The organism is Janthinobacterium kumbetense, from assembly GCF_023703445.1.
GTDB lineage: Bacteria > Pseudomonadota > Gammaproteobacteria > Burkholderiales > Burkholderiaceae_D > Janthinobacterium > Janthinobacterium kumbetense.
On sequence record NZ_JAMQGR010000001.1, the window covers coordinates 1,504,165 to 1,530,986 of the forward strand.

The window sequence follows — 26,822 nt, forward strand, 5'->3', positions numbered from 1 at the left end:
ACGTTAAAACTTGCCGGGATTCTCCCTGGCTTCAACCAAGGTAACAATGCAAGATGATCAGCACCCAACATCAGCCATCCCTGAACGTCAGATCAGGGCCACCTACGACGAATCGACCATCCGTGTCTATCAGGCCTATTCGGATGTGATCGCAGATGACGCATTAACGAACGGCACATTTACTTCGCCCCCATTCAAAATGGAACGCATGACGTGGATTAAACCGTCTTTCTTATGGATGATGTATCGCGCCGGCTGGGGATTCAAAGATGCTGGTCAGCAACGCATACTGGCGATCGATATCAGTCGAGCGGGATTTGAATGGGCACTGGAGCACGGCTGCCTGAGCCACCCGGATACGTCTATGAGCAAGGACGAATGGTCGGCGAAAAAAGAGGCATCGCCCGTGCGCATCCAATGGGATCCAGAACGGGATCTGCTGTTGCGGCCGCAAGCTCACAGAGCCATTCAGATCGGCCTGAGCAAAAAGGCGGTAGAACTTTACGTACATCAATGGATAACCAGGGTGGCGGATGTGACGCCGCTGGCCCATGCAATCCATGCGTTGCTCGCCCAAGAGAAATTTGAGGAAGCAAAGCACATGCTCCCGCAAGAAAAACCGTATTCGTCAGTATTTCATCCATCCTGAGCCCTGACATCCAGGACCTGAGAGCGAGGTCAAGCAAGGTAGCTCATGCAACGCAGGCCACCTCTTAGCAAGCTCAACTGCGTCCAGCTCCCTCCCCTGCGCGGAGCGGGGTCAGATCCGGCATCCGTACACGATCTCAACATTGACCATGCCCACCGGAAGAAATACGAAACAAGGGATGCCGCCATGCCGCTCCCGGGCGGTAAAATCATTGCTGTTGACCAAGCTGTGGCTGGCAGAACGCTCTTGCTCCTGTCATCACCGTGGAGACAGCTGCACCACAGCCGGTCATTCACGAACTTCGTATATTGAAAGGCAATATGTATGTCTGGCAACACCCATGTTTCTGAGCGCCTCAAAAGCTGCCGCGAGAATCTTCGTATCTCACAAGTGCTGCTTGCCGAACAGGCGGGCATCAATCCCACGCAACTGTATCGCTATGAATCAGGCAAAGCCAAACTGCTTATGGACGCGGCAGAGAAGATTGCCGCTGCCCTCGACGTCAGCACCGCCTGGTTAATGCATGGGACGTTGCCCATCGCCAGAGGGACGCAAATCGACCCGCCAGTAGCGGCCGGAGGGGCGCTGATCCTGCATTTTCTGGAACTTCCCCCCATGCTTGCCTCCGCCGTGAAGCGCCTGTCCATGCAAAATGGCTGCACCGTAGAAATAGCGCTGCTGGACCTCGCGCATCAAGGCCTCGAAGCCATCCCCAAAAAAGCCTTGGATTGCGCCGAGTCCGCAAGCAAGAGCGAGAAATAACCGGATCACTACCTTGCCGAGAAGTCGCGGCAGATGGAGTGGTGCGGCTCACGGGGAAGTACGCGCAGCGTGATCCATGCGCTGACCTGTGTAGGTAAAAAACTGCCTGATGACTGGCTGGATTCATTGACCTGGGATCGCAGTGGAGACGTCAATGCACGCATTTCCTTGGCGCGACGGATCAACCGCACGCACATCAAAAAAATGGCCGTTGATAATTCTTTTTGAATTATCAACGGCCATCAATTTTTCACTTTAAAATCAAACAGTTAAAGCGAGCTCATCACTCCCATTCGATGGTCGCCGGCGGCTTGCCCGAAATATCGTAGACGACGCGGTTGATGCCGCGCACTTCATTGATGATGCGGTTGGAGACCTTGCCCAGCAAGCTGTGCGGCAGATGCGCCCAGTGGGCCGTCATGAAGTCCTGCGTTTGCACGGCGCGCAGGGCCACCACGTATTCGTAGGTACGGCCATCGCCCATCACGCCCACCGATTTGACTGGCAGGAAGACGGCGAACGCCTGGCTGGTCGCTTCGTACCAGTTCGCTGGCAGCGCATCCGGGTCGACGGCCTGGCCGGCGACGAACTCGTACGGCGTGTTGCGCAGCTCTTCGATGAAGATGGCATCGGCGCGGCGCAGCAGATCGGCATAGTCTTTCTTGACTTCGCCGAGGATGCGCACGCCCAGGCCCGGGCCCGGGAATGGGTGGCGGTAGACCATGTCATGCGGCAAGCCGAGCGCGACGCCCAGTTTGCGCACTTCATCCTTAAACAGTTCGCGCAAGGGTTCGAGCAATTTGAGCTTCATGGTGTCCGGCAAGCCGCCCACGTTGTGGTGGCTCTTGATGGTCTGGCCTTTCTTGCCCTTACCTGCCGATTCGATGACGTCCGGGTAGATCGTGCCTTGCGCCAGCCATTTGGCGTTGACCAGCTTGCCCGATTCGACCTGGAAGACTTCGACGAATTCGCGGCCGATGATCTTGCGCTTTTGCTCGGGGTCGGTGACGCCGGCCAAATGGCCCATGAACTGGTCTTCCGCATCGACGCGGATGACTTTCACGCCCAGGTTCTTGGCGAACATGTCCATCACCATCTTGCCTTCGTCCAGGCGCAGCAGGCCGTGGTCGACGAAGACGCAGGTCAGCTGGTCGCCGATGGCGCGGTGGATCAGGGCAGCCGCGACGGACGAATCGACGCCGCCGGACAGGCCCAGGATGACGTCATCCGTACCGACTTGGGCGCGGATCTTTTCCACCGCTTCGCTGATGTAATCGGGCATGTTCCAGTCCGACTTGCAGCCGCAGATTTCATGCACGAAGCGGCCGATCATGGCCTTGCCCTGCACCGTGTGCGTCACTTCCGGGTGGAATTGCACGCCGTAGAACTGGCGCTCTTCGTCGGCCATGGCGGCGATCGGGCAGCTCGGAGTGTTGCCCATCAGCTTGAAACCTGGCGGCATTTCCAGCACCTTGTCGCCGTGGCTCATCCACACTTTCAGCATGCCGTGGCCTTCGTCGGTGACGAAGTCGGCAATGCCGTTGAGCAACTTGGTATGGCTGCGGGCGCGCACTTCGGCGTAGCCGAATTCGCGCACCAGGCCGTTCTCCACCTTGCCGCCCAGCTGGGCTGCCATGGTTTGCATGCCGTAGCAGATGCCCAGCACGGGCACGCCCAGCTCGAACACGGCTTGCGGCGCGCGCGGCGAATCGCCGTCCAGCGTGGAATTGTGGCTGCCCGACAGGATCACGCCGGCGGCGCCATAGTTGCGCACGAATTCATCGCTGACGTCATACGGGAAGACTTCGGAAAACACGCCGGAATCGCGCACGCGGCGGGCGATCAACTGGGTGACTTGGGAACCGAAATCGAGAATGAGGATTTTAGAGTGCATGGTCGGAGCTTTATTCAGGGTCAATTGCAAAACCGGCGCACTGGGCGCCGGTCTGGACTTTCGCTACCACAATAGCGTAGCTGGAAAACTGTTCAGGGCAAGGCGCAGTGCCGAAGACAGTACGAACAGTACGGCGAGGCACTGGAACGCAGCCATGGACAGTTTCTCCAGTACGCTTACTCGGAGCGGTAGTTAGGCGCTTCTTTCGTGATCTGCACATCATGGACATGCGACTCGCGCATGCCGGCCGAGGTGATTTCCACGAATTCCGCTTTTTCGCGCAGTTCGTCGATGGTGGCGCAACCGCAGTAACCCATCGATTGACGCACGCCGCCCACCAGCTGGAAGATGATCGCCAGCACGCTGCCCTTGTAGGCCACGCGGCCTTCGATACCTTCAGGCACGAACTTGTCGGCCTTCATGGTGGCGTCCTGGAAATAACGGTCAGCCGAACCATCGGACATGGCGCCCAGCGAACCCATGCCGCGGTACGATTTGTAGCTGCGGCCCTGGTACAGGATCACTTCGCCCGGTGCTTCTTCCGTACCGGCAAACATGGACCCCATCATGACGGTCGAAGCGCCAGCGGCCAGCGCTTTCGAGATATCGCCCGAGAAACGGATACCGCCGTCGGCGATACATGGCACGCCCGTGCCTTCCAGCGCTTCGGCCACGTTCGAGATGGCCGTGATTTGCGGCACGCCCACACCGGCGACGATACGCGTGGTGCAAATCGAGCCAGGACCGATGCCGACCTTGACCGCATCGGCGCCGTATTCGACCAGCGCCTTGGCGGCGGCGGCGGTAGCGATATTGCCGCCAATCACTTCGACTTGCGGGTACTTGGTCTTGATCCAGCGTACGCGGTCGAGGATGCCTTGCGAGTGGCCGTGGGCCGTATCGACCACCAGCACGTCGACGCCGGCAGCGACCAGCAGGTCGATGCGCTCTTCATCCTTGGCGCCCACGCCGACGGCAGCGCCGACCAGCAGCTTGCCCTGGCTGTCTTTCGACGCGAACGGGTGGGAAGTCGACTTCTGGATATCCTTGACGGTGATCAGACCGCGCAGCTCGAACGCGTCGTTGACGACCAGCACGCGCTCCAGGCGGTGCTTGTTCATCAGGCGCTTGGCTTCGGCCGTATCGGCGTCTTCCTTGACGACCACGAGTTTTTCGCGCGGGGTCATCTTGGCGGAAGCTTCCGCGTCGAGTTCCTGCTCAAAGCGCAAATCGCGGTTGGTGATGATGCCGACGACTTCCTTGCCTTTGACAACAGGGAAACCGCTGATGCCGTATTGTTCCGTCAGGGCGATCACGTCGCGGATTTTCATTTCCGGCGGAATCGTGATCGGGTCGCGCAGCACGCCGGCTTCGAAACGCTTCACGCGGGCCACTTCACGTGCCTGGTCTTTCGGATTCAAATTCTTGTGAATGATGCCGATGCCGCCTTCCTGGGCCATCGCGATCGCGAGGCGGGCTTCCGTCACCGTATCCATGGCTGCGGACAGCAAGGGAATATTCAGGGTGATATTGCGGGTCAGGCGAGTTTTGAGGGACGTATCGGCGGGCAGAACGTTGGAGTAGGCTGGGACGAGCAGCACGTCATCGAATGTGAGTGCTTTTTGAAGTAGACGCATAGCATTTCCTATTGGCGCAAAAGCAGATTATACAGAAAAAAGCGCCCTCCGTCCTTGCAGCATAGAAAAGATATTTGGAAATAGCAAAAAAATGTCCCGCCAGGGCCAGCCGCCAGCCGCAGCCCTGCCCCCTTCCAGACCCGTCAGGTCTTGGCGGGCTTGCCGCTGGCACGCCGGCGGCGCGCTTCTTTCGGGTCCGCCTGCAGCGGACGGTACACCTCGATCCGGTCATGCTCGCGCAAGACGGTGTCCAATGGCTTCTTCTTGCCATAGATGCCGACCATATTCACGGCCAGGTCGATGCCGGGGACTTCCTGCAGCAAGCCGCTCTGCTCCACCGCCTGCCCGATGGTGGCGCCTGCAGCCACCGTCAAGGTGCGCAGGAAGCTGCTATCCGGCAAAGCATGGCAGACTTGCACCTGGATGCTCACTTCAGCCATACACCGTCTCCGCGCGCTTGCAGAAGGAATCGACCATGCTGTTGGCGATCATGCCGAAGACGGGGCCGATGATCTGCTCGAGCACGCGGCTGGAAAACTCGTAGTGCAGGTCCAGTTCGATCTTGCACGCATCGTCACGCAGGGCCTTGAAGGTCCACACGCCGTCGAGGGTCTTGAAAGGACCGTCCACCAGCTTCATCTTGATGGAGCTCGGCGGCACGTTCTCGTTGGACGTGGTGAAGCTTTGGCGCACGCCGTGGTAATGTATGCCCACGCTGGCGACGACCGTGTTCTCGCCCCGCTCGCGAATCTCGACCGCACCGCACCAGGGCAGGAATTTGGGATAATCCTCCACCGCCGCCACCAGCGCGAACATTTGTTCGGCGCTATAGCCGAGAAAAACTGATTTATGTACTACTGCCATTGAAGAACCATTTGCTATGATGTTGGATACATTTGATTTTATCGCGCTTGCGCGAGACAGTAGTTTAACCGACCCGCGCACATTTACCATCTCATGACCATAGCAGACAACAGAAAAGCCTTCCACGACTACTTTATCGAGGATCGCTACGAAGCCGGCATCGTGCTGGAAGGCTGGGAAGTCAAAGCCATCCGCGACGCCCGCGTACAAATCAAGGAAGCCTACGTTGTCGTCCGCGGCGATGAACTCTTCCTGTTCGGCGCGCATATCAGCGCCCTGCCGACCGCCTCTACCCACATCCACCCGGAAGCCGTACGCACGCGCAAGCTGCTGCTGCACCGCACGGAAATGGATAAACTGATCGGCAAGGTGGAACGCTCCGGCTATACGCTGGTGCCGCTCAACCTGCACTACAAGGGCGGCCGCGTCAAATGCGAAATCGGCCTGGCAAAAGGCAAGAAACAGCACGACAAGCGGGCAGCGGAACGCGACCGCGACGGCGCGCGCGAAGTGCAGGCGGCAATGAAGTCGCACCGCCGCTGATCCGGCACCACGCGCAGCGATCTGCGCCAATACCACCAAGCCCGGCTATATGCCGGGTTTTATTTTGCCGGTACCTGCGGCAAACGGAAATGCACAGCGCAATGGGATGAAAACAGGAAAAGGAAGAAATACTGCGGGAATAAGACAGATATTATCGAAAATACCATGGAGATAAGCGAATGAATCAGCTTTGCCTGCCTGGCCAAAGACGATTAATCAGGAAAGTTCCGGATGCTTGCATGCTGCCTTGTACTACACCTGTACTACTCCACAGGACAAGCATCCGAATGAACGGTTTGTTAAACCTTCAGGATCAAACCTTCAGCAGATCGCGCGACTTGCCCGAATCGGTCCACTCTTTGACCCATTTCGGTTGACGGCCACGGCCAGTCCATTGCTGCGTCGCATCATCCGGATTGCGATAGCGTACTGCGACCGTGCCGGTTTTAGCGCGGATACCGGTACCAACCAGATCTTTTACGGAAACGCCAACGCTCTGGGCGATTGCCAGGATTTGTTCACGCGCTTTGGACAGATCGTCCTGTTCGCGTTTCTTCATTTGCTTCTTGATGTCGTCCTGCAAGGTGCGCAGTTCGGACAGGGATAAGCTGGACAGATCCATGATATTTCCTTGTGTGAGTTGAAAAATATAACTGAACAGTTAAATTCTATCCAATTGTAACGCGACTGAGGTGATTTTTCTTGAGATTTGATTGTTTTTTACAATTCTCTTACCAAAAACCCGACTTCCCCGACCTTCAGATGATGTAAGTCTTCAATCCAGGGAGCGGACATCGCGCCGGACCGACTGTCTGCGCCGACTTCCCTTCCTTGTGCGATCGCGATTCAATGCAGCACCATCGACAGTATTTATTTTGCAGCACTTTCTACCTCATTGCAATTTATAGTAATCATAAATTGCAATTCAAAATATACATGGGAGCAATACTATCGCCAATGATGCATCGGCTCCCAAACACTACCCAAGTATCCGCCGCGGATATCGGTTGAATCATCGCAATGCATGAGCAGCAGATTCTACTTCAATCAAAAAGATAAGCGTCGCACGGCAGCATATAATCCCGAAAGTGCGCATAGCATAGCATAAAGAAAATATTTTCAACATTGCCATTTAGAACGCAGATACTCGAGCCTTGTTGCCAGCATATATTCCAGCAGCGCAAATGAAAACTGCCCGCGATATGGCGGGCAGTTTTGACGACTAACTTGCTACGAGTTTGCTATTCACCAGGCAATCAGGGAATCGCCACGCCGCTTTTCGGCTTTTGCGTTTTCACCACCTGCATCGCCGTGGCGATCAAACCGCTCATATCGCCCAGATTGGCCGGCACGATAATCGAGTTATTTGTTTTCGCCAATTGCGCGAACGCGCCCACATACTGCTCGGCCACTTTCAGGTTGACGGCATCTTCGCCGCCCGGCTCGCGGATGGCGGCGCCCACCTGGCGCAGCGCCTCGGCACTGGCTTGCGCCAGCGCGACGATGGCCGTGGCCTGGCCTTCGGCACGGTTGATCGACGCCTGCTTTTCGCCTTCCGAGCGGGCAATCGCCGCTTCGCGCTCGCCGCTGGCGATATTGATCTGCTCCTGCTTGCGCCCTTCCGAGGCGGCAATCAGCGCGCGCTTTTCGCGTTCAGCCGTAATCTGCGCCTGCATCGCATGCAGGATTTCCTTGGGCGGCGTCAAATCCTTGATTTCATAGCGCAATACCTTGACGCCCCAATTCGCCGCCGATTCATCGATGGCATTCACGATGGCCGTATTGATATGGTCGCGTTCTTCAAATGTCTTGTCGAGTTCCATTTTACCGATCACCGAACGCAAGGTCGTTTGCGCCAGTTGCGTAATGGCGGCGATATAATTCGACGAGCCATACGAAGCACGCATGGCGTCGGTAATCTGGAAATACAGAATGCCATCGACCTGCAATTGCGTATTGTCGCGCGTAATACATACCTGCGGCGGCACGTCGAGCGGAATTTCCTTGAGCACGTGCTTGTAGGCGATACGGTCGACAAAAGGCACGACGATATTCAAGCCAGGGCCCAATACCGCATGGAACTTGCCCAGGCGCTCCACCACCCAGGCATGCTGCTGCGGTACCACATTGACCGTCTTGAAGACAAATACCAATGCCAGCAATAACAAGATCAACGACATGCTTCCGATGCTTACTTCCATAATCTACTCTCCAGGTTATCCAACAATCAAACGGCTGCCACGCACGGCGCGTATGGTGTAATGGCCGGCTTGCGTATCGCTGCCGGGAATCAGTTCCACATCCCACAAGGCGCCGCGGTACATGACGCGCGCCGCGCCATCGACCCAATGCGCGACCGCCACGCTTTGGCCGATATCGAGATTGACATTCGGATCCTGCGCCGCATCGCGCCGCGCCGCCTTGCCAAAACGGCTGCGCCGCAATAACAGGGTGGCCGCCACGCCGACAATGGCAACCGTCAGGGCTTGCCAGCCGCCATTGCCGCCCGCCAGCGCCACCAGTCCTCCGGCACTGATACCGATGGCGATCATCAGCAAATAAAACGTGCCAGTAAACAGCTCCAGGATCAATACCGCGCCAGCCGCCACAAACCAGCCTACCCATTCAGCCATGATGCCTCCATCTTTGCGAATCCGAAAATAAAAAACCCCGCAGCCTATATAAGCGACGGGGTTTAATGCGTATTACTGCCTGATATTATTCTTGCCAAACACCTATATACAAGCAGTCTAACGCAATTCCTGATGGCGTCAATAGGCAGGGGCGAATTAGCGCCGCAGGCCCGGCAATTACTCTTCCAGCAGGCTGCGCAGCATCCACGCCGTCTTTTCATGCAAATCGAGGCGCTGCGTGATCAGGTCGGCCGTCGGCTGGTCATTGGCTTTTTCCAGCAGCGGGAACAGGCGGCGCGCCGTGCGCGCGGTCGCTTCCTGTGCCGATACCAGGTGGCTGACCATATCCAGCGCCGGCGGCACACCGTCGATTTCCTTGATCGAGGCCAGCTTGACGAATTCCTTGTAGGTGCCGGGCGCAGGATAGCCGAGGGCGCGGATGCGCTCGGCTATCAGGTCCAGCGCGGCCCACTGCTCCGTGTATTGCGTCATGAACATCAGGTGCAGGGTGTTGAACATCGGCCCCTTGACGTTCCAGTGAAAATTATGGGTCATCAGGTACAAGGTGTAGCTGTCGGCCAGCAGGCCGGACAGGCCTTCCGCAATCTTCGCGCGGTCCGCCTCGGAAATGCCGATGTCGATCTTTGCCACTTTGCTCGGTTTCTTGCTTGCCATGAGAACTCCCGTTTCAATGTATTGGTGGAATCATTTTAGCTGATCTGGCGCAATGCCATCGAATACAGGCGTGCGCCGCATGACAGGCATAAAAAAACCCGCTGCCGGGTGAGCGGCAGCGGGTTTTCAGAAGGCGGACAAGACGCTTACGCTTTCAGCGCAGCGAGCTTTTGCCAGGTATCGATCACCGAGTCCGGGTTCAGCGACATCGATTCGATGCCCTGTTCCATCAGCCAGACGGCGAAGTCCGGATGGTCGGAAGGCCCCTGGCCGCAAATGCCGATGTACTTGCCGCGTGCCAGGCAAGCCTTGATGGCCAGGGCCAGCAGGGCTTTCACGGCAGGATCGCGCTCGTCGAAGTCGGCGGCCAGCAATTCCATGCCGGAATCGCGGTCCAGGCCCAGGGTCAGCTGGGTCAGATCGTTCGAACCGATCGAGAAGCCGTCGAAATGGTCGAGGAACTGGTCGGCCAGGATGGCGTTCGACGGCACTTCGCACATCATGATGACGCGCAAGTCGTTCTCGCCGCGCTTCAAGCCATTCTTCGCCAGCAGGTCGATGACTTTCTCGGCCTGGCCCAGGGTGCGCACGAATGGCACCATGATTTCCACGTTCGTCAGGCCCATGTCGTTGCGCACGCGCTTCATCGCTTCGCATTCCATGTTGAACGCTTCGGAGAAGTCGGCCGACAGGTAGCGCGCCGCGCCGCGGAAGCCCAGCATCGGGTTTTCTTCGTCCGGCTCGTAGCGCGAACCGCCGATCAGCTTCTTGTACTCGTTCGACTTGAAGTCGGACAGGCGCACGATGACTTTTTTCGGCCAGAACGCGGCGGCGATGGTGGCGATGCCTTCGGCCAGCTTGTCGATATAGAACGCTTTTGGCGAAGCATGGCCGCGCGCCACCGATTCCACGGCCTTTTTCAGGTCGGCATCGATGTTCGGGTATTCCAGGATCGCGCGCGGGTGCACACCAATATTGTTATTGATGATGAATTCCAGGCGCGCCAGGCCCACGCCCGCATTCGGCACGGACTGGAAGTCGAACGCCAGCTGCGGATTGCCCACGTTGAGCATGATCTTGGTGTCGAGCTTCGGCAATTCGCCGCGCGACACTTCCGACACTTCCGTTTCCAGCAAGCCATCGTAGATCTTGCCTTCGTCGCCTTCGGAGCACACCACGGTGACGAAGGTGCCGTCTTTCAGCACGTCGGTGGCGTTGCCGCAGCCGACCACGGCAGGCACGCCCAGCTCACGCGCGATAATTGCCGCGTGGCAAGTACGGCCGCCGCGGTTGGTGACGATGGCCGAAGCGCGCTTCATGACCGGTTCCCAGTTCGGGTCCGTCATGTCGGCAACGAGCACGTCGCCTGGCTGCACGCGTTCCATGTCGGCCGGGTCGTGGATCACGCGCACGGGGCCGGCGCCGATCTTCTGGCCGATGGCGCGGCCGGAGGTCAGCACGGTGCCGGTGCTTTTCAGCTTGAAGCGCTCTTGCACGTCGGTCGCCTTTTGCTGCGACTTGACGGTTTCAGGACGCGCCTGCAGGATGTACAGCTTGCCGTCGCGGCCATCCTTGCCCCACTCGATGTCCATCGGACGGCCGTAGTGGTTTTCGATGATGACGGCGTATTTGGCCAGCTCCACCACTTCGCTGTCGTTCAGCGAGTAGCGGTTGCGCATTTCGACGGGCACGTCGACGGTTTTCACGGAACGGCCGGCTTTCGCTTCATTCGTGAATTCCATCTTCAGCAGTTTCGAGCCGATATTGCGGCGGATCACAGGCGACTTGCCTTTTTCCAGCATCGGCTTGTGCACATAGAATTCGTCGGGATTGACGGCACCCTGCACCACGGTTTCGCCCAGGCCGTAGCTGGAAGTGACGAAGACCACGTCCTTGAAGCCCGATTCAGTGTCGATGGTAAACATCACGCCGGCCGCGCCCAGGTCGGAGCGCACCATGCGCTGCACGCCGGCCGACAGGGCCACTTCAGCGTGCGTAAAGCCCTTGTGCACGCGGTACGAGATGGCGCGGTCGTTGTACAGCGACGCGAACACCTGCTTCATGGCTTCGAGCACGTTGTCGATGCCGACCACGTTCAGGAAGGTTTCTTGCTGACCAGCAAAGGACGCGTCCGGCAAGTCTTCCGCCGTGGCCGAGGAACGCACGGCAAACGACATTTCGGTGTCGGAATCGGCCACCAGCTTGGCGTAGAACTGATCGATTTCGGCGGCCAGGCGTGGCTGGAATGGCGTTTCCACGATCCATTGACGGATCTCGGCGCCGGCTTGCGCCAGCGAGCGCACGTCATCGATGTTCAGCCCTTCGAGGCGCTGGGCGATGCGTTCGGCCAGCGGCAAGCCGCCGTTGGCGCTATATGACAGGAAATCGCGGAATGCCTGCGCCGTGGTGGCAAAGCCACCGGGCACGCGCACGCCGGCTTCCGCCAGTTGGCTGATCATTTCGCCCAGGGAGGCGTTCTTGCCGCCGACGGATTCGACATCCGTCATGCGCAAATGCTCGAACGAGGCAACATACACCGCGTCCTTGTCTTCCTGCTGTTGCGATACTGCGTTGGTCATAATGACACCCTTACTGATGATAGAAATCTTTACGCGCGGCGCACAGACAGTCTTCTTGTTATTCTTGGCGTCGTGCAGCACAATCATACCGTTGCAGCCATTTTACCTTGTGCGGCGCAAATTGACGACGCACAATCTTGATCCGAAAACCCATGACACAAGAACCACGCCCTCCTCTGCCCTCCGCGGCCCGCACCGTCTTCTTCGTTTCCGACGGCACCGGCATCACCGCCGAGACGTTCGGCCACTCGGTGCTGACGCAGTTCGATCTGCGCTTCCGCCAGATCCGCCTGCCCTTCATCGATACCATGGACAAGGCCTACGAGGCGGCGCGCAAGATCAACGAAGCCTTCGCCACCGATGGGCAGCGCCCGATCATTTTCTCGACCCTGGTGAAGAACGACCTGTCGGCCGTGATCCGCAAGTCCAGCGGCATGCACATGGACCTGATCCAGACCTTTGTCGCCCCGCTGGAGCAGGAACTGGGCGTGATGTCGACCCATACCATCGGGCGCTCGCACAACATTGTCGACAGCGAGGAATACAAGAACCGCATCGAGGCGATCAACTATTCGCTGGCGCACGACGATGGCCAGTCGCACAAGAACCTGTCCTCGGCCGATGTCATTCTGGTGGGTGTTTCGCGCTCTGGCAAGACCCCGACCAGCCTGTACCTGGCCATGCAGTACGGCATCAAGGCGGCCAATTATCCGCTGATTCCCGACGATTTCGAGCGCGACAAGCTGCCATCGGCCTTGCTGGAATTTAAGAATAAAATTTTCGGATTAAGCATTACGCCCGAACGTTTGTCGGAAATACGCAACGAAAGACGCGCTGGAAGCAAGTATGCGGCCATCGAAAACTGCCGTTACGAGGTCAACGAGGCGGAAAAAATGATGAAACGCGAGGGTATCCGCTGGCTGTCGTCGACCACCAAGTCGATCGAAGAGATCTCCACGACGATCCTGCAAGAGATCAAGCCGAACCGCCGCGAGTACTAGAACGCTTGACCAAACCTGCTGCGCGTCGGTATAGGCGGCTTGCGATGCTCACCGGCTCGGCGCCCCCGTACCAAGTACGGTTGCGCTTCTCGGCCACCTCTCCCTTCCGCTCGCTACGGTTTTGTCAGGCGTTCGTTTCGCTCGAAAGCACTGTCAGCGCGGCGGCCAGTTGATCGAGTTCGCTGGTCTGCGTCGTGATAGCCACCGTGGCGCGCACGATGTCGGTATCGCCGATATTGCGCTCCACCGTGAAGATGCCAAAGCGTTGCAGCAAGGCTTGCTGCAACTGGCGCGCGCTCATGCCGTCGACGGCAAAGGCCACCAGCGCCGTGCCCCGTTTCGCATCTAGCGGCGACAAGATGCGCACGCCGGGCAGTTGCGCGGCGCGGCTGACCCAGTAATCGCGCAGCCAGGCCAGGCGCTCCATCTTGGCCGGCGTACCGCCCAGGCACGCATGAAAATCCAATGCGGCAGGCGCGGCCAGGATGGCGCCGATCGGCGGCATGCCCATGTGCAGCCGGCCGCGGATATCGTCGGGCGGATAATCCTCGTCGCCAAAATGCGGCTCGATCTTGTGCAGCTGCGAGGCGCGGATATACACGACACCCAGTCCCGCCGGCGCCCCCAGCCATTTGTGCAGATTGAAACCGGCGAAATCGACGCCCATGGCCTGCACGTCCACGTCGACCTGCCCCAGCGCATGGGCGCTGTCGAGCAGCACGTCGATGCCGTGTTCGCCCGCCAGCGCCATGATGGCCTGCACCGGCAGTTGCTGGCCGTTGGCCGGCGTCACCTGCGACAGCAGCAGCAATCTGGGCTTGACGGCCTGGCGCATGGCTTGCGCGTAACTGGCGACGATCTCGTCATCGCTGATGGGCAAGCGCAATGTGACTTGCGTGCTGGTGACGCCACGGCGCTGCGCCAGCCAGCGCATGGCCGTGCGCATGGCCGGATAGTCGAGATTACTCCACAGCACCGTATCGCCGGGCGCCAGGCCGTGGTATTGCGTGATCAGCACCTGCATGGACTCGGTGCCGCTGCGGGTCAGCAGGATTTCGTGCGGTTCCGCATGGATCAGTTCAGCGACACGCCGGCGCAGGATAGCCACATGCGTGCGCGTGAATTCGCCGCGCACGAAAGGACTCAGTTGCTCATTGGTGTAGCGCACCGCCTGCTCGAAGGCCGCTTGCACGGGCGCGGCCATGGCGCCGAAATAGCCGTGTTCGAGATTGACGATGGCGTCCGGCGGCGCAGGATACAAGGCGGCCACCTGGCGCCACCAAGCCTCGTCACGTGCGGCACCGTCGGCAAGCAGGGGGAAGGACATGGCTACCCTGTTCAGGCCTGGCCCTGGCGCAGCTGCTCGAAGAAGCAGACGGCGGCGCAGGCGGCCACGTTCAGCGATTCGATCTGGCCCAGGTGGGGAATGACCACCTGGTGCGTCGCCATCGACAATAAATCATCGGCGACGCCCTGCCCTTCATGGCCGAAGAGCCAGGCGACCGGTTGGCGCAGGTCGACGTCGTACAATCGCTGCGTGGCATAGCCGCTGGTGGCGAGCGTCGCCACCTTGGCGCCGGAAACGAGCGCTGCCAGGTCGACGTTTTCAAAGATGTCGAGCACGAAGTGTGCGCCCATCGCCGCGCGCAGCACCTTCGGCGACCAGCAGAAGGCCGTGCCGGCGCTGCAATACACCTGCGTGATACCGGCGGCCGCCGCGCTGCGCAGGATGGAACCCACGTTGCCCGGGTCTTGCAGGTTATCGAGCAGCACGGCCGACACGCTCAGCGGCTGCGTGACGGCCCGTTCCGGCGTCTCGATGAGGAACATCACGCCCACGCCGTGCTCTACCTGGCTCACGGCGTGATACAGCGCGTCGGGCAAGCCCAGAACGTGCGCGCGCTGGCTTTCCAGCTGGCCGACGATGTCCGCCACTTCCGGGTTCTGCAAGGCGCTTTCGCTGACGATGCACTGCTCCGGCATGCCGCGCAGCTGCAGGTAGGACTGGCACAGGTGCACGCCGTCGAGCAGGGTGCGGCCCGACTTGCGGCGCGCCTGCGAACTGCCCGCCAGTTTCAGCAAATCCTTGTATTGCGCATTGTCGCGCGAGGTAATCGTCTTCATGCCACCACCTCCTGTCCGCCAAACAAGGCGATCACGTTGCGCACGGGCGCGAACGAGCGGCGGTGCACGGGCGAGGCGCCGTGCAGGTGCAGGCGCTCGAGGTGCAGCTTGGTGCCGTAGCCCTTGTGCTGGTCGAAGCAGTATTCGGGATAGGCCGCATGCAGGTGTACCAGGGCCGCGTCGCGTGCCGTCTTGGCCAGGATCGAGGCGGCGGAGATCGAATCGACCTTGTCGTCGCCACCAATGATGGCCATGCCGCGTATCGGCATCACGGGGCAGCGGTTGCCGTCGATCAGGGCCAGGGTCGGCACGGTAGCCAACGCTTCGACGGCGCGGCGCATGGCCAGCATCGACGCCTGCAAAATGTTCAGGCGGTCGATTTCCTCTTCCGACGCTTCGGCGATGGCCCAGGCCAGGGCCTTGGCCTTGATCTGCGGCGCCAGCAGGTCGCGCTTGGTTTCGCTGAGTTTTTTCGAGTCGCGCAAGCCGTCGATAGGCTGGTTCGGGTCGAGGATCACGGCGGCGGCGAACACGGGGCCGGCCAGCGGACCGCGTCCTGCCTCGTCGACGCCGCAGACGATTTCATCGAGCGAGAATGGCAAGTCGTCAAACAGGCCGGGATAGATATTTTTCACGTTGAATCTTTGGTTGGTACTGCGGTTGAAGCGGTGATCGGGGCTTACTTGCGGTTGGCGGCGATGACTTGCATGACGGCGTTGGCGCTCTCTCGCGCGCTGTCGCGCAGCAGGCTGTGGTGCATGTCCGTGAAGCGCTGCACCAGGCGCAGGCGGCCCGGCACGTCGCTCAGCTGCTGCCACATGGCCTCGGCCAGCGCTTCCGGGCTGGCCGCGTTTTGCAGCAGCTCGGGCACCAGGTAGTCGCGCGCCAGGATGTTGGGCAAACCGATCCACGGCTGGTAACCCATGTGGCGCATGATTTCCCACGAGGCGCGCATCATCTTGTAGGCGATGACCATGGGTTTCTTGTACAACGCTACTTCCAGCGAGGCCGTGCCGGACGCCACCAGCACCGCATCGGCGGCGCAGATGGCCGTATGCGAGCCGCCATCCGTCAGCAGTATCTCGACGTCCTGCAGGCCCGCTTCGCGGATCAGCTGCAAAAAGTACTGGCGCTGTTTTTCACCGGCCATGGGCGCGACGAAACGCAGGGAGCGGTCGCGCGCCAGCAGTAGCTTGCAGGCGGCCACGAACGCCACCGTATTGTATTTGAGCTCGCCCATGCGGCTGCCCGGCATCAGGGTCACGACGTTCGCATCGTCCGGCAAGCCCAGGGTGCGGCGCGCGGCCGCTTCGTCGGGCTGCAAGGGGATCATTTCGGCCAGCGGATGGCCGACATAGGTGACGGGCACGCCCGCCTTGCGGTAGATCTCTTCCTCGAACGGGAAGATCACCAGCATGTGCGAGACGGCCTTGATGATTTTCTTGATGCGCCCGCCGCGCCAGGCCCAGATCTGCGGCCCGATGTAGTGCACGGTGGGGATGCCGCCTTCCTTGAGCTGCTGTTCCAGGCCCAGGTTGAAGCCGGGATAGTCGGCGCCGATGAAGACGGCGGGACGCTCGGCCAGCAACTGGTCGCGCAGCGCGTTCTGGATGCCCTTGATTTCGCGGTAGCGGGGAATGATTTCGAACAGGCCCCGTACCGTCAGCTTGTCGAGCGGCCAGTCGGAAATAAAGCCCTGCCTGGCCATGTGCTCGCCGCCGATACCGTGGAAGCGCGTGCCGGGCAGCTGCGGCACGAGGCCGGACAGCAGCCGGCTGGCCAGCAGGTCACCCGACACCTCGCCGGCGACGATGGCGACGTTGGCGACGCCGAGGCCGCTGGCCTGGTCAGCGGACGATGCCACGCGAGGCCACGCCAAGGAATTCGCGCATGGCGCGAATGTGTTGCGCCACCTCGGGCGACGACGCCGCTTCTTCTTCGAACAGGGCTGCCTTCGATTCTTCCAGGGTCAGTCCCGAGCGGTAAATGAGTTTATACGCGGTGCGGATGCCGTTGATCTGCTCGCGCGTAAAGCCGCGGCGTTTCAAGCCCTCGATATTGACGCCATGCGCCTGCGCCGGATTGCCGTTCAACAACACAAAGGGTGGCACGTCCTGCGTCAGGCTGGTGCTCATGCCGACAAAGGCGTGCGCGCCGATCTTGCAAAACTGGTGCACATTGGCGAAGCCGCTCATGATGACAAAGTCGCCGATCTCCACGTGGCCCGCCAGCTGGGCGTTGTTCGAAAAAATCGTGTTATTGCCCACCAGGCAATCGTGCGCCAGGTGCACGTATGCCGAAATCCAGTTGTCGTTGCCCAGGCGCGTCACGCCGCCGCCCTGCACGGTACCCGTGTTGAAGGTGCAGAATTCGCGGATGGTGTTGTGGTCGCCGATTTCCAGGCGCGTCGCCTCTCCTGCCCATTTTTTATCCTGCGGCTGCGCGCCGATGGAAGAAAACTGGAACAGGTGGTTGTCGCTGCCAATCGTCGTGTGGCCGTCGATGACCACGTGCGGGCCGACCTTGGTGCCGGCGCCGATGCGCACGTGCGGACCGATGATGGTGTACGGGCCCACCTCGACCGAGCTGTCGAGCTCGGCCTTCGGATCGATGACTGCCGTGGAGTGGATGGCCGCCATCTTACTGCCCCGCTGGCTGGCTCGCAGACTGGCTCGCATCCTGCGCGCTGCGGATGGTGCACATCAGTTCCGCTTCCAACGCCACTTTGCCGTCGACGGAACCGACTGCCTTGTATTTCCAGATGCCGCGCGAGACGCGCAGGATTTCCACATCCATCTTCAGCTGGTCGCCCGGTTCGACAGGACGCTTGAAGCGCGCATTGTCGATGCCGACAAAGTACACCACCGAATTTTCGTCCGGTTTCACGCCCATCGACAGGAACGACAGCAAGGCCGCCGTTTGCGCCAGCGCTTCGATCATCAGCACGCCGGGCATGACCGGCTTGTGCGGGAAATGGCCCTGGAAGAACTCTTCGTTGACCGTCACGTTCTTGATGGCGGTGATGGTTTTGTTCGCTTCCCAGTCCAGCACGCGGTCAACCAGCAGCAGCGGATAGCGGTGCGGCAGCAGCGATTTGATGGCCAGGATGTCGAGGGTCTTTTTTTCAGTAGTCATTTTTCGTCTTGCGTGGTCAGTGTTTTAATTGTTTTTTCAAGCGCGCGGATCTTCTCGCGCATGCTTGACAGGTTGCGCACGATGGCGGCGCTCTTTTCCCAGTCGGCGTTCTTGGCCAGCGGATAAAAACCCGTGTACTGCCCCGGCTCCGCGATCGAACGCGAGACCATGCTGCCCGAGCCCACGTGGACGCGGTCGGCAATGGTCAGGTGGCCCAGCACCATGGCGGCGCCGCCAAAGGTGCAGTACTTGCCGATGATGGCGCTGCCGGCCACGCCGACGCAGCCGGCCATGGCCGTGTGCGCGCCGATGCGGCAGTTGTGGCCGATCTGGATCTGGTTATCGAGCTTGACGCCATCTTCGATGATGGTGTCGGCCAGTGCACCGCGGTCGATGGTGGTGTTGGCGCCGATATCGACATCGTCACCGATCACCACCCTGCCCGTCTGCGGAATCTTGATATACACGCCGCCTTCGTTGGCGAAGCCGAATCCGTCGGTGCCGATCACGGCACCCGAATGGATGATGCCGCGCTGGCCGATCACGCAGCGCGCATGGAAGGTCACGTTGGCCAGCAGCTGCGTGCCCGCGCCGATGACGGCGTCGCGCCCCACCACGCAGCCAGGCCCGATGACGCAGCCGGCACCGATCACGGCGCCCGCTTCGATCACCGCATGCGCGCCGACGGAGGCGCTGGCGTCAACCTGCGCGCTGGCGTCGACAAAGGCGCCCGGGTGGATGCCGACCGGGGCCTTGATCTCGTGCAAGGCGGCGAAATACTGCGCCGCACGCGCGAAATACACATAGGGATTCGGTGTGACGATGCGCGCGCCCGCGTACTCGTCGCCGATCAGCGCGTCGTCGGCCGGCGTGAGGATCAGCGCGGCGGCGCCGCTCTGGGCCGCCTGCGCGCGGAATTTGGTATTGCTGAGAAAGCTGATGTGCGAAGCGCCGGCGTCGGCCAGCGGTGCGATGCCTGTGACTTCCAGGTTCGGATCGCCCGCCAATTGCCCGCCGAAGCGTTCGACCAATTCTCCTAGTCGAGTGCCCATCTGATTACCTTTATAAATACGCCTGCCAGTGCACGCAGAGCATGCACTGGCAGGCTTGAAACCGTTTCGATTACTTGTCCAGCGCCTTCAAGACCTTGTCGGTGATGTCGATGCGCGGGCTGGCCCACAGGGCTTCCTGCAGCACGATGTCATATCCTTCGATATGCGCCATCTGCTGGATGATGGTGTTGGCTTTTTCCGCGATGGCGCTGCGCTCTTCGTTCGTGCGCTGGCTCAGGTCTTCGCGGAACTCGCGCTGGCGGCGCTGCAGTTCCTTGTCCAGCTCGAAAAACTCGCGCTGGCGCTTGGCGCGCTCCGCCTCGCTCAGGGTCGGCATGTCCTTTTCCAGGGCTTCGTTGGCGACCTTGAAGCGGGCCGCCAGTTCCTGCACGGCTTTTTCACGCGAGCGGAACTCTTCGGCCAGCTTGGCGCTGGCCAGCTTGGCCAGCCTCGATTCGTTATAAATACGTTCGCTGCTGATCCAGGCGATCTTCGACTCCTGAGCCTGCGCCTGCACCGGCAACAGCGAACTCCAGCACAATGCAATCATGGCAAGGGACTTGGGCAGGGTGGCGGATGCGGTGTTCATGATACTCCATGGTCAAAAAGTAAAAGCTGTCGCCCCGTTTCAGATGGCCGGTTAGAAACCGGTGCCCATCTGGAACTGGAAGCGCTCCAGGCGGTCCGTCGGCTTGGCGTTCAGCGGCTTGGCATAGCTCAGCTTGAGCGGGCCCACCGGTGAAATCCAGCTGATGCCCAAGCCAGCAGAATAGCGCAATTGCGAAATCCGCATTTTTTCGCCTTCCTGGTAGACCTGGCCGCCGTCAAGGAAACCGAACCAGCGCAGGCTGCGGTCATTGCCCGAACCGGGGAATGGCATTTGCAGTTCCGCGTTACCGATCAAGCGCGAAGCGCCACCCAGGGCATCGTTGGTGCTCGGTTCAACCGCGCCCAGCGAGGAACTCAGATAGCCGCGCACCGAACCGATGCCGCCGCCGTAGAAGTTCTTGAAGACCGGATACACGTGCTTGCCGATACCGTGGCCGTAATCGATCTCGCCCTTCAGCGCCAGGGTGACCTTGCTGAACAGCGGACGGAAGTACTGGTGCTCATAGATGGCACGGAAGTACTTCTGGTCGCCGATCAGGTCAGCCTCCAGGTTGACGCGCTGGTAGCGGCCGATCGATGGCGTCAGGGCGCTGTCGCGGCTGTCGCGCTGCCATGCCGCCGTCAGCGGGATGGAATTGGTGGTGGCCGAACCGATACCGTCGGACGGGCCGCCATTGTCCACCACGTACTGCTTGAAGCGGATCGGGCTGGTGACGTCGGTCTCGATGCGCGAGCGCTCGCCGCCGATACCGAAGAAGACGGTGTCGACTTCCGAGAACGGCACGCCGAAACTGACGCGGCCACCGGTTTGCTTGATCTTGTAGCTGCCGATGTTCAGCGCTGGCGGTTCCGTCGTCCGCAGGTAGACTTCAAAGCTGCGCGAAATGCCGTCGTCCGTGAAGTACGGATTGGTTTGCGAAAACGCAATCGTGCGGCTGTAATGGCTGGTATTGAGTTCAATGCCGACCGTGTTGCCGCTACCGGCAAAGTTGGCCTGCGAAATCGACGCCGACAGGGTGAATTTCTCCGATTGCGAGAAAGCGCCGCCGATCAGGAAGTTACCCGTTGGTTTTTCCACCACCGTCACGTTGACGTCGACCTGGTCGGTCGTGCCCTGCGCTTCCGGCGTGTCGATGGTCACGTCCTTGAAGTAGCCCAGACGGTCGACACGGTCGCGCGACAGCTTGATCTTGTTGCTGTCATACCAGGACGATTCGAACTGGCGGAATTCGCGGCGGATGACTTCATCGCGCGTGGTGGTATTGCCGGCGATATTCATGTGGCGCACGTAGACGCGCTTGCCCGGATCGATGAAGAAGGTGAAACCGACTTCATGCTTTTCACGGTTGATTTCCGGATTGGCGTTGACGTTGGCAAACGCGTAGCCGAACGTGGCCAGGCGGTCCTGGATGCGCTTGTTCGTCGCCGTCAGGCGCGCGCCCGAATAGATTTCGCCTTCGCGCATCAGGTTCAGGGCTTTCAGCTCTTCTTCGCGGCCAAACATCTCGCCTTCGAACTTGGTGCCGGCGATCTTGTACTTTTCACCTTCGGTGATATTGATCGTCAGGTAAATGTCTTTTTTATCGGGCGTGATCGACACTTGCGTCGAATCGACCTGCATCTCGATATAGCCGCGGTCCAGGTAGTAGGACTTCAGCGACTCGATGTCGCCCGTCAGCTTGGTTTTCGAATATTGATCGGCCTTGGTGTACCAGCTGAACCAGCCGCCCGTGTTCAGGGCCAACTGCTCGCGCAGTTCCTTGTCGGTGAAGGCCTTGTTGCCAACGATGTTGATCTGCTTGATGCGGGCCACGTCGCCCTCGTCGACGGCGAACACCACGTTGACGCGGTTGCGCTCGATCGGCGTGACGGTGGTGGTGATCTTCACGCCGTACAGGCCATGCGACAGGTACTGGCGCTTGAGTTCCTGTTCCGCGCGGTCAACGGATGCCTTGTCGAAAATCTTGGCTTCGCCCACGCCGATTTCCTTCAATGCCTTGACCAGCACATCCTTTTCAAATTCCTTGGTACCCGTAAATGCCACGGAAGCGATGGCCGGACGTTCCTCGACCAGCACCACCAGCACGTCGCCCTCGGCTTCCAGGCGCACATCCTTGAACATGCCCGTCGCATACAGGGCCTTGATGGCGGCAACGCTCTTCTCGTCGGAGAACGTTTCGCCGACCCGCACCGGCAGGTAGGCAAAGACGGTGCCCGCTTCGGTACGCTGGATCCCTTCGACCCGGATGTCCTTGACAGTAAATGGCTGGACGGCCAGCGCGTGGCCGGAACAGATGGCCATGACGGCGGCGCCGATCAGGCTGCGACGAAAGGAAGGCAAGGCAAAACGAGCAGAATGTAATTTCATTGGGGTTATTCAATGGTAAATCAATGGACAACATACACAAAAGATTGCTTGTGCGACTCACGCAATGGCATCAACCACCGCCCTAATTCAGCAATCGCAACACGTCATTAAAGACGGCAAGCACCATCAAGGTCAGCAACAAACCGATCCCCAGGCGCTGGGCAATCTCGCCTACGCGCTCCGGCAAGGGGCGTCCGGTCAAAACTTCCAGCGAATAATACAGCAAATGCCCGCCATCCAGAACAGGAATGGGTAGCAAATTCATCACGCCCAGACTGATACTGATGAAGGCAATGAAGCTCAGGTAGCTTACCAGGCCGATGCGCGCCGTCTGGCCCGCGTAATCGGCGATGGTAATGGGACCCGTCACATTCTTCAGCGAGACCTGGCCGGTGATCATTTTGCCCAGCATTTTCAGGCTCATGACACTGGTATCCCAGACCTTGGCGGACGCCTTGCCCACGGCAGAGAACGGTCCGGAGGCCACGGTGATCATATCCGGCACCTGTCCCAGCTTTGCCTGTATCTTACCAACTGTTACAGCTCCCTCTGCCCCGGCGCCCGGTACGGCGTCCGGCGTAATGGACAGGGTCAGGTCCTGACCCTGGCGCAAGAGCTGCAATTGCAAGGTCCGGCCCGGCGCCTGGCTCAGGGTGGCGATGACGGCCGCCACGTCGTGCACGGGCTGTTCGTCGATGGCCAGGATCTGGTCGTTTTTCTGCAGGCCGGCGCGCGCGGCGGCGCCATCGGGCATGATTTCCATCAAGGTGGGCGCGGAACGGGCCAGGGTCAGGCCCAGCTTGCCCAGCACGTCGCCTTCCAGGTCCGCTTCCGTCAGGCTGGCTGTCGGCAAGGTCGCTTCCTGCTGGCCACGGTCGGGACGGCGCACTTCGATGCGCGCCGGCTGCTTGTCGAGGGTGGCCTGGATCAGTTCCCAGCGCAGCTCGGACCAGCTGGCCACGGCCTTGCCATTCACCGCTTCGACCGTATCGCCGCTGCGCAAGCCGGCCGCATAGGCGGCGGTCTGCTCGGCTACGGGGCCGAGCTTGCTCGACGGCTCTTCGATGCCATGCATGAACAGGCCCGCATACAGCACGATGGCGACGAGGAAGTTGGCCAGCGGGCCGGCAGCCACGATGGCGATGCGGCGCCAGACGCTCTGGCGCGTGAATTCGCGGCGCAATTCGTTTTCCGGCAAATCGCTGAGGTCTTGCGCGCGGCTGTCGAGCATGCTGACATAGCCGCCCAGCGGCAGCGCGGAAATCGCCCATTCCGTCTGGTCCTTGCCAAACTTGCGCGAATACACCACTTTTCCCATGCCGATCGAGAAACGCAGCACCTTCACGCCGCACCAGCGCGCCACCAGGTAGTGGCCCAGCTCGTGCAGGGTGATCAGCGAGCCCAGCGCAACGATGAACGCCAGCAAGGTGGTAATCAGGGTCATGCGGCCAGCCTGTGGGCGATGTACGCGTGCGCGGCCGCTCTGGCGAGGCGGTCCTGCTCCATCACAGCCTCGATGCTCGAAGCGGCGCCGTGCGGCACCGTCTCGATCACGTGCGCGATGACCCGGTCGATCTGGCGGAAGCCGATCTGTTCGTCGAGGAAGGCTTGCACCGCCACTTCATTGGCCGCGTTCAGCAAGGCCGGCGCCGTGCCGCCCGCGCGCAGAGCGTCAAAGGCCAGCGCCAGGCAGGGGAAGCGGCGGAAATCGGGACGTTCGAACTGCAAGGTGGCCACTTGCGCCAGGTCAAGCTGCGCCACGCCAGAGTTGATACGCTGTGGATATGCCAGCGCATGCGCGATCGGCGTGCGCATGTCCGGATTGCCCAGCTGGGCCAGCACGGAACCGTCGATGTACGAGACCATCGAATGGATCACGCTTTGCGGGTGGATCAGCACTTCGATCTGCTCCGCCGGCGCGCCGAACAGCCAGTGCGCCTCGATCACTTCCAGGCCCTTGTTCATCATGGTGGCCGAATCGACGGAAATCTTGCGCCCCATGGCCCAGGTCGGATGCTTGCAAGCCTGGTCCGGCGTGACCGTGTCGAGCGTCTCGACGTCGCGCGTGAGGAAGGGGCCGCCTGACGCCGTCAGCACGATTTTCGCGACGCCCGCAGCGCCGGGCGCGCGGCCATGGGCATGCGGCATGCATTGGAAGATGGCGTTATGTTCGCTGTCGATCGGCAGCAGTACGGCGCCGTTGTCATGCACGGCATCGATGAACAGCTGGCCGGACATGACCAGCGCTTCCTTGTTGGCCAGCAATACTTTCTTGCCAGCACGGGCCGCAGCCAGGGTCGGCGCCAGGCCGGCCGCGCCGACGATGGCCGCCATCACGCCCGTCACTTGCGGCGCGCTGGCGATGGCGCACAGTGCCTCCACGCCGTACTCGACTTGCGTATCGACGCCCTGCCCGCGCAGCAAACGCGTCAGCTCAAGGGCGGCGTCAGCCGTGCCGACGACGGCGCGCTGGGGACGGAATTGCAGGCACTGGGCGGCCAGTTCGGCGACACGGCTGTGCGCGCTCAACGCGTACACGCTGTATTGCTCCGGGTGACGCGCGAGCACGTCCAGGGTGGACACGCCGATCGAACCGGTCGCGCCAAGGATGGTGATGTATTGCATGAGTTTCCTTAAAGCCAGCTGGCCACGAGGGCGGCAAATGGCAGGACCGGGATCAACGCGTCGATGCGGTCGAGTACACCGCCATGGCCGGGCAGCAGGTTGCTGCTGTCCTTGATGCCGGCGCGGCGCTTCAATTGGGATTCAAACAGGTCGCCGACGATGCTGGCGGCGACGATCAGCAGCAGCACCAGCAGGGCTACCAGCCAGCCGCGGCGCAATTGCAGCTGCACGGCAAAGGTGTCTTGCAAGACCGGCAGTGCTGGCGCGGCGAAAATCGTGATGGCGGCGATGACGAGCACGGCGATGCCGCCGCCGATGGCGCCTTCCCAAGATTTACCTGGGGAAATACTTGGCGCCAGCTTGCGCTTGCCGAAAGCCTTGCCCGAGAAGTAGGCGCCGATATCGGCGATCCACACGAGGGCCATCACTGACAGCAGGTACAAAGGGCTATGCAGGAACAAGGCGATGATGGCGACGAAGCAGCCGACGATGGTCACCGGATATACCAGGCTGAGCAAGGTATTGCCCAGGCCTTCGGTGGGCGGCAAGCCCGTCGCCAGCGAAGGCACGAAGCGGATCAGCCAGATGGCCACGCACAGGGCGAACCAGAAATTGAGCTGCGCCATGCCGTTGCCGACAAAAAACGTATAAGCGAAGGCGGCAGTCCAGATGGCGGCAATCAGGAGCGCCTGGCGATTTTTGAAAATGCGGAAGCTTTCCCAGATGGCGGCGCCGAAGAACGCCGTGGCGATCACGGCGAAGGCGGGGAAGTAATTCAGATACAGAACCGGCAGCAAGACCGCCAACAAGACCAGGGCGGTGATTATCCGTGTTTTCAGCATCAGTTTGTCTTTTCAGTTAATTGCGCGCTGGTACGGCCAAAGCGCCGTTCGCGCTGCTGGTAAGACGCGATTGCCGCGTCGAGGCACTCGTCATTGAAGTCGGGCCAGAAAGTCTCGGTGAAAAACAACTCAGTGTACGCCAGTTGCCACAGGAGGAAATTGGAAATGCGCTGCTCGCCGCCCGTGCGGATGAACAGATCGGGCTCGGGCGCGTAAGCCATGGCCAGGTGCGGCGCCAATTGCTCTTCCGTGTAGGCGTGCCCGGCGCTCTGGCCGTTGGCTGCCGCCTCGGCCGTCATTTTGTTGACTGCCTGCATGATATCCCAGCGGCCGCCGTAATTGGCGCAGATGGACACCGTCAGGCGCGTGTTGTTCGCCGTCTTGCGTTCCGCATTGGCGATCAGGGTTTGCAACTGCTCATTGAAGCGCGACAGGTCGCCCACGACCTTCAGGCGGATATCATTGGCGTGCATCTTGACCACTTCGCGTTCCAGCATCGTGACGAACAGGCGCATCAGCATCGACACCTCTTCTTCCGGGCGGCGCCAGTTTTCCGAACTGAAGGCAAACAGGGTCAGGTACTCGACACCGCGATCGAGGCAAGTCTCGACGATGCCGCGCACGGCGTCGGCGCCCTTGACGTGGCCAGCCACGCGGGGCAGGAAGCGCTTGGTTGCCCAGCGGCCATTGCCATCCATAATGATTGCCACATGGCGCGGCACCGTGCCCACCTCAGGTACTGCCGTTGTCGAACTCGAATAGATCATGAAAACACGAATACCAAAAATAAAAGATAGCTATTATGCGCCAAATAGCACTGCCCGGAAAAG

At 60.4% G+C, this 26,822-nt stretch carries 26 protein-coding genes; 4 read left to right on the top strand and 22 right to left on the bottom strand.

Features of this window, described 5'->3' with window-relative positions; translation table 11 throughout:
• Nucleotides 1-46 precede the first annotated feature (46 nt).
• Both NCG91_RS06545 and NCG91_RS06550 read left to right on the top strand, forming a co-directional pair.
• Nucleotides 47-649 (top strand): DUF4291 domain-containing protein, encoded by a 603-nt coding sequence (locus NCG91_RS06545; protein ID WP_251349110.1) that lies wholly within the window; start codon nucleotides 47-49, stop codon nucleotides 647-649.
• 324 nt (nucleotides 650-973) lie between these two features.
• Nucleotides 974-1,411 (top strand): helix-turn-helix domain-containing protein, encoded by a 438-nt coding sequence (locus NCG91_RS06550; RefSeq protein WP_251349111.1) that lies wholly within the window; start codon nucleotides 974-976, stop codon nucleotides 1,409-1,411.
• A 283-nt stretch (nucleotides 1,412-1,694) separates the two neighbouring features.
• Here NCG91_RS06550 and guaA read toward each other — a convergent pair whose 3' ends face one another.
• The 4 genes from guaA to NCG91_RS06570 all read right to left on the bottom strand — a co-directional run bounded on the left by guaA (nucleotide 1,695) and on the right by NCG91_RS06570 (nucleotide 5,806).
• On the bottom strand, nucleotides 1,695-3,305 hold the full coding sequence (gene guaA, locus NCG91_RS06555; protein ID WP_101480991.1) for a glutamine-hydrolyzing GMP synthase: 1,611 nt from the start codon (nucleotides 3,303-3,305) through the stop codon (nucleotides 1,695-1,697).
• Nucleotides 3,306-3,481: 176 nt separating this feature from the next.
• A complete protein-coding gene (gene guaB, locus NCG91_RS06560; protein WP_034752206.1) occupies nucleotides 3,482-4,942 on the bottom strand; it encodes an IMP dehydrogenase in 1,461 nt (486 codons plus the stop codon).
• 143 nt (nucleotides 4,943-5,085) lie between these two features.
• Entirely contained in the window at nucleotides 5,086-5,382 is a 297-nt protein-coding gene (locus NCG91_RS06565) for an RnfH family protein (protein WP_251349112.1), read from the bottom strand.
• Nucleotides 5,375-5,806, bottom strand: coding sequence for a type II toxin-antitoxin system RatA family toxin (locus NCG91_RS06570; RefSeq protein ID WP_251349113.1), 432 nt, complete (start codon nucleotides 5,804-5,806; stop codon nucleotides 5,375-5,377). The genes NCG91_RS06565 and NCG91_RS06570 overlap by 8 nt, the downstream gene beginning before the upstream one ends.
• Nucleotides 5,807-5,899: 93 nt before the next feature.
• On the opposite strand from NCG91_RS06570, the gene smpB reads away from it, so the two are divergent.
• Nucleotides 5,900-6,349, top strand: coding sequence for an SsrA-binding protein SmpB (gene smpB / locus NCG91_RS06575; protein WP_034752217.1), 450 nt, complete (start codon nucleotides 5,900-5,902; stop codon nucleotides 6,347-6,349).
• Nucleotides 6,350-6,662: 313 nt separating this feature from the next.
• On the opposite strand, the gene NCG91_RS06580 is transcribed toward smpB, so the two are convergent.
• The 5 genes from NCG91_RS06580 to ppsA all read right to left on the bottom strand — a co-directional run bounded on the left by NCG91_RS06580 (nucleotide 6,663) and on the right by ppsA (nucleotide 12,236).
• A complete protein-coding gene (locus tag NCG91_RS06580; protein ID WP_010397665.1) occupies nucleotides 6,663-6,971 on the bottom strand; it encodes an H-NS histone family protein in 309 nt (102 codons plus the stop codon).
• 634 nt (nucleotides 6,972-7,605) lie between these two features.
• Nucleotides 7,606-8,550 (bottom strand): SPFH domain-containing protein, encoded by a 945-nt coding sequence (locus NCG91_RS06585; protein ID WP_099664320.1) that lies wholly within the window; start codon nucleotides 8,548-8,550, stop codon nucleotides 7,606-7,608.
• Nucleotides 8,551-8,565: 15 nt separating this feature from the next.
• The gene (locus NCG91_RS06590) at nucleotides 8,566-8,982 is read right to left on the bottom strand and encodes an NfeD family protein (protein ID WP_251349114.1); all 417 of its coding nucleotides are present in this window, start codon (nucleotides 8,980-8,982) and stop codon (nucleotides 8,566-8,568) included.
• A gap of 177 nt (nucleotides 8,983-9,159) precedes the next feature.
• Entirely contained in the window at nucleotides 9,160-9,657 is a 498-nt protein-coding gene (locus NCG91_RS06595) for a Dps family protein (RefSeq protein WP_034752224.1), read from the bottom strand.
• Between the two features lie 146 nt (nucleotides 9,658-9,803).
• The gene (gene ppsA, locus NCG91_RS06600; protein WP_077409088.1) at nucleotides 9,804-12,236 is read right to left on the bottom strand and encodes a phosphoenolpyruvate synthase; all 2,433 of its coding nucleotides are present in this window, start codon (nucleotides 12,234-12,236) and stop codon (nucleotides 9,804-9,806) included.
• A 152-nt stretch (nucleotides 12,237-12,388) separates the two neighbouring features.
• On the opposite strand from ppsA, the gene ppsR reads away from it, so the two are divergent.
• Nucleotides 12,389-13,237 carry a posphoenolpyruvate synthetase regulatory kinase/phosphorylase PpsR gene (ppsR, locus tag NCG91_RS06605; RefSeq protein WP_035818186.1) on the top strand — a complete coding sequence of 283 codons (849 nt, stop codon included), beginning with the start codon at nucleotides 12,389-12,391 and terminating at the stop codon, nucleotides 13,235-13,237.
• Between the two features lie 124 nt (nucleotides 13,238-13,361).
• On the opposite strand, the gene NCG91_RS06610 is transcribed toward ppsR, so the two are convergent.
• The 13 genes from NCG91_RS06610 to uppS form a co-directional block, all read right to left on the bottom strand.
• Nucleotides 13,362-14,564, bottom strand: coding sequence for an aminotransferase class V-fold PLP-dependent enzyme (locus NCG91_RS06610; RefSeq protein WP_251349115.1), 1,203 nt, complete (start codon nucleotides 14,562-14,564; stop codon nucleotides 13,362-13,364).
• Nucleotides 14,565-14,575: 11 nt separating this feature from the next.
• On the bottom strand, nucleotides 14,576-15,361 hold the full coding sequence (locus tag NCG91_RS06615; protein ID WP_251349116.1) for a TrmH family RNA methyltransferase: 786 nt from the start codon (nucleotides 15,359-15,361) through the stop codon (nucleotides 14,576-14,578).
• Nucleotides 15,358-15,996, bottom strand: a complete 639-nt coding sequence (rnhB, locus tag NCG91_RS06620) for a ribonuclease HII (RefSeq protein WP_251349117.1) — start codon at nucleotides 15,994-15,996, stop codon at nucleotides 15,358-15,360. Before rnhB ends, NCG91_RS06615 begins: the two co-directional genes overlap by 4 nt.
• Before the next feature lie 44 nt (nucleotides 15,997-16,040).
• Nucleotides 16,041-17,225: a lipid-A-disaccharide synthase gene (gene lpxB / locus NCG91_RS06625; RefSeq protein WP_251349118.1), complete on the bottom strand. Its 1,185-nt coding sequence runs from the start codon at nucleotides 17,223-17,225 to the stop codon at nucleotides 16,041-16,043.
• Nucleotides 17,209-18,000, bottom strand: coding sequence for an acyl-ACP--UDP-N-acetylglucosamine O-acyltransferase (gene lpxA / locus NCG91_RS06630; protein ID WP_251349119.1), 792 nt, complete (start codon nucleotides 17,998-18,000; stop codon nucleotides 17,209-17,211). Before lpxA ends, lpxB begins: the two co-directional genes overlap by 17 nt.
• Nucleotide 18,001: 1 nt before the next feature.
• On the bottom strand, nucleotides 18,002-18,496 hold the full coding sequence (fabZ, locus tag NCG91_RS06635; protein WP_071077748.1) for a 3-hydroxyacyl-ACP dehydratase FabZ: 495 nt from the start codon (nucleotides 18,494-18,496) through the stop codon (nucleotides 18,002-18,004).
• The gene (gene lpxD, locus NCG91_RS06640; RefSeq protein WP_251349120.1) at nucleotides 18,493-19,548 is read right to left on the bottom strand and encodes a UDP-3-O-(3-hydroxymyristoyl)glucosamine N-acyltransferase; all 1,056 of its coding nucleotides are present in this window, start codon (nucleotides 19,546-19,548) and stop codon (nucleotides 18,493-18,495) included. Before lpxD ends, fabZ begins: the two co-directional genes overlap by 4 nt.
• A 70-nt stretch (nucleotides 19,549-19,618) precedes the next feature.
• Nucleotides 19,619-20,137, bottom strand: a complete 519-nt coding sequence (locus NCG91_RS06645; RefSeq protein WP_077403376.1) for an OmpH/Skp family outer membrane protein — start codon at nucleotides 20,135-20,137, stop codon at nucleotides 19,619-19,621.
• A 51-nt stretch (nucleotides 20,138-20,188) separates the two neighbouring features.
• Nucleotides 20,189-22,525 (bottom strand): outer membrane protein assembly factor BamA, encoded by a 2,337-nt coding sequence (gene bamA, locus NCG91_RS06650; RefSeq protein ID WP_099664327.1) that lies wholly within the window; start codon nucleotides 22,523-22,525, stop codon nucleotides 20,189-20,191.
• An 82-nt stretch (nucleotides 22,526-22,607) separates the two neighbouring features.
• Complete coding sequence (gene rseP, locus NCG91_RS06655) at nucleotides 22,608-23,969, bottom strand: RIP metalloprotease RseP (RefSeq protein ID WP_251349121.1); 1,362 nt, start codon at nucleotides 23,967-23,969, stop codon at nucleotides 22,608-22,610.
• Entirely contained in the window at nucleotides 23,966-25,150 is a 1,185-nt protein-coding gene (ispC, locus tag NCG91_RS06660) for a 1-deoxy-D-xylulose-5-phosphate reductoisomerase (protein WP_099664329.1), read from the bottom strand. Before ispC ends, rseP begins: the two co-directional genes overlap by 4 nt.
• A gap of 8 nt (nucleotides 25,151-25,158) precedes the next feature.
• Nucleotides 25,159-25,992 (bottom strand): phosphatidate cytidylyltransferase, encoded by an 834-nt coding sequence (locus NCG91_RS06665; RefSeq protein WP_251349122.1) that lies wholly within the window; start codon nucleotides 25,990-25,992, stop codon nucleotides 25,159-25,161.
• Nucleotides 25,992-26,759, bottom strand: coding sequence for a polyprenyl diphosphate synthase (gene uppS / locus NCG91_RS06670; protein WP_099664331.1), 768 nt, complete (start codon nucleotides 26,757-26,759; stop codon nucleotides 25,992-25,994). Before uppS ends, NCG91_RS06665 begins: the two co-directional genes overlap by 1 nt.
• Between the last annotated feature and the right edge of the window lie 63 nt (nucleotides 26,760-26,822).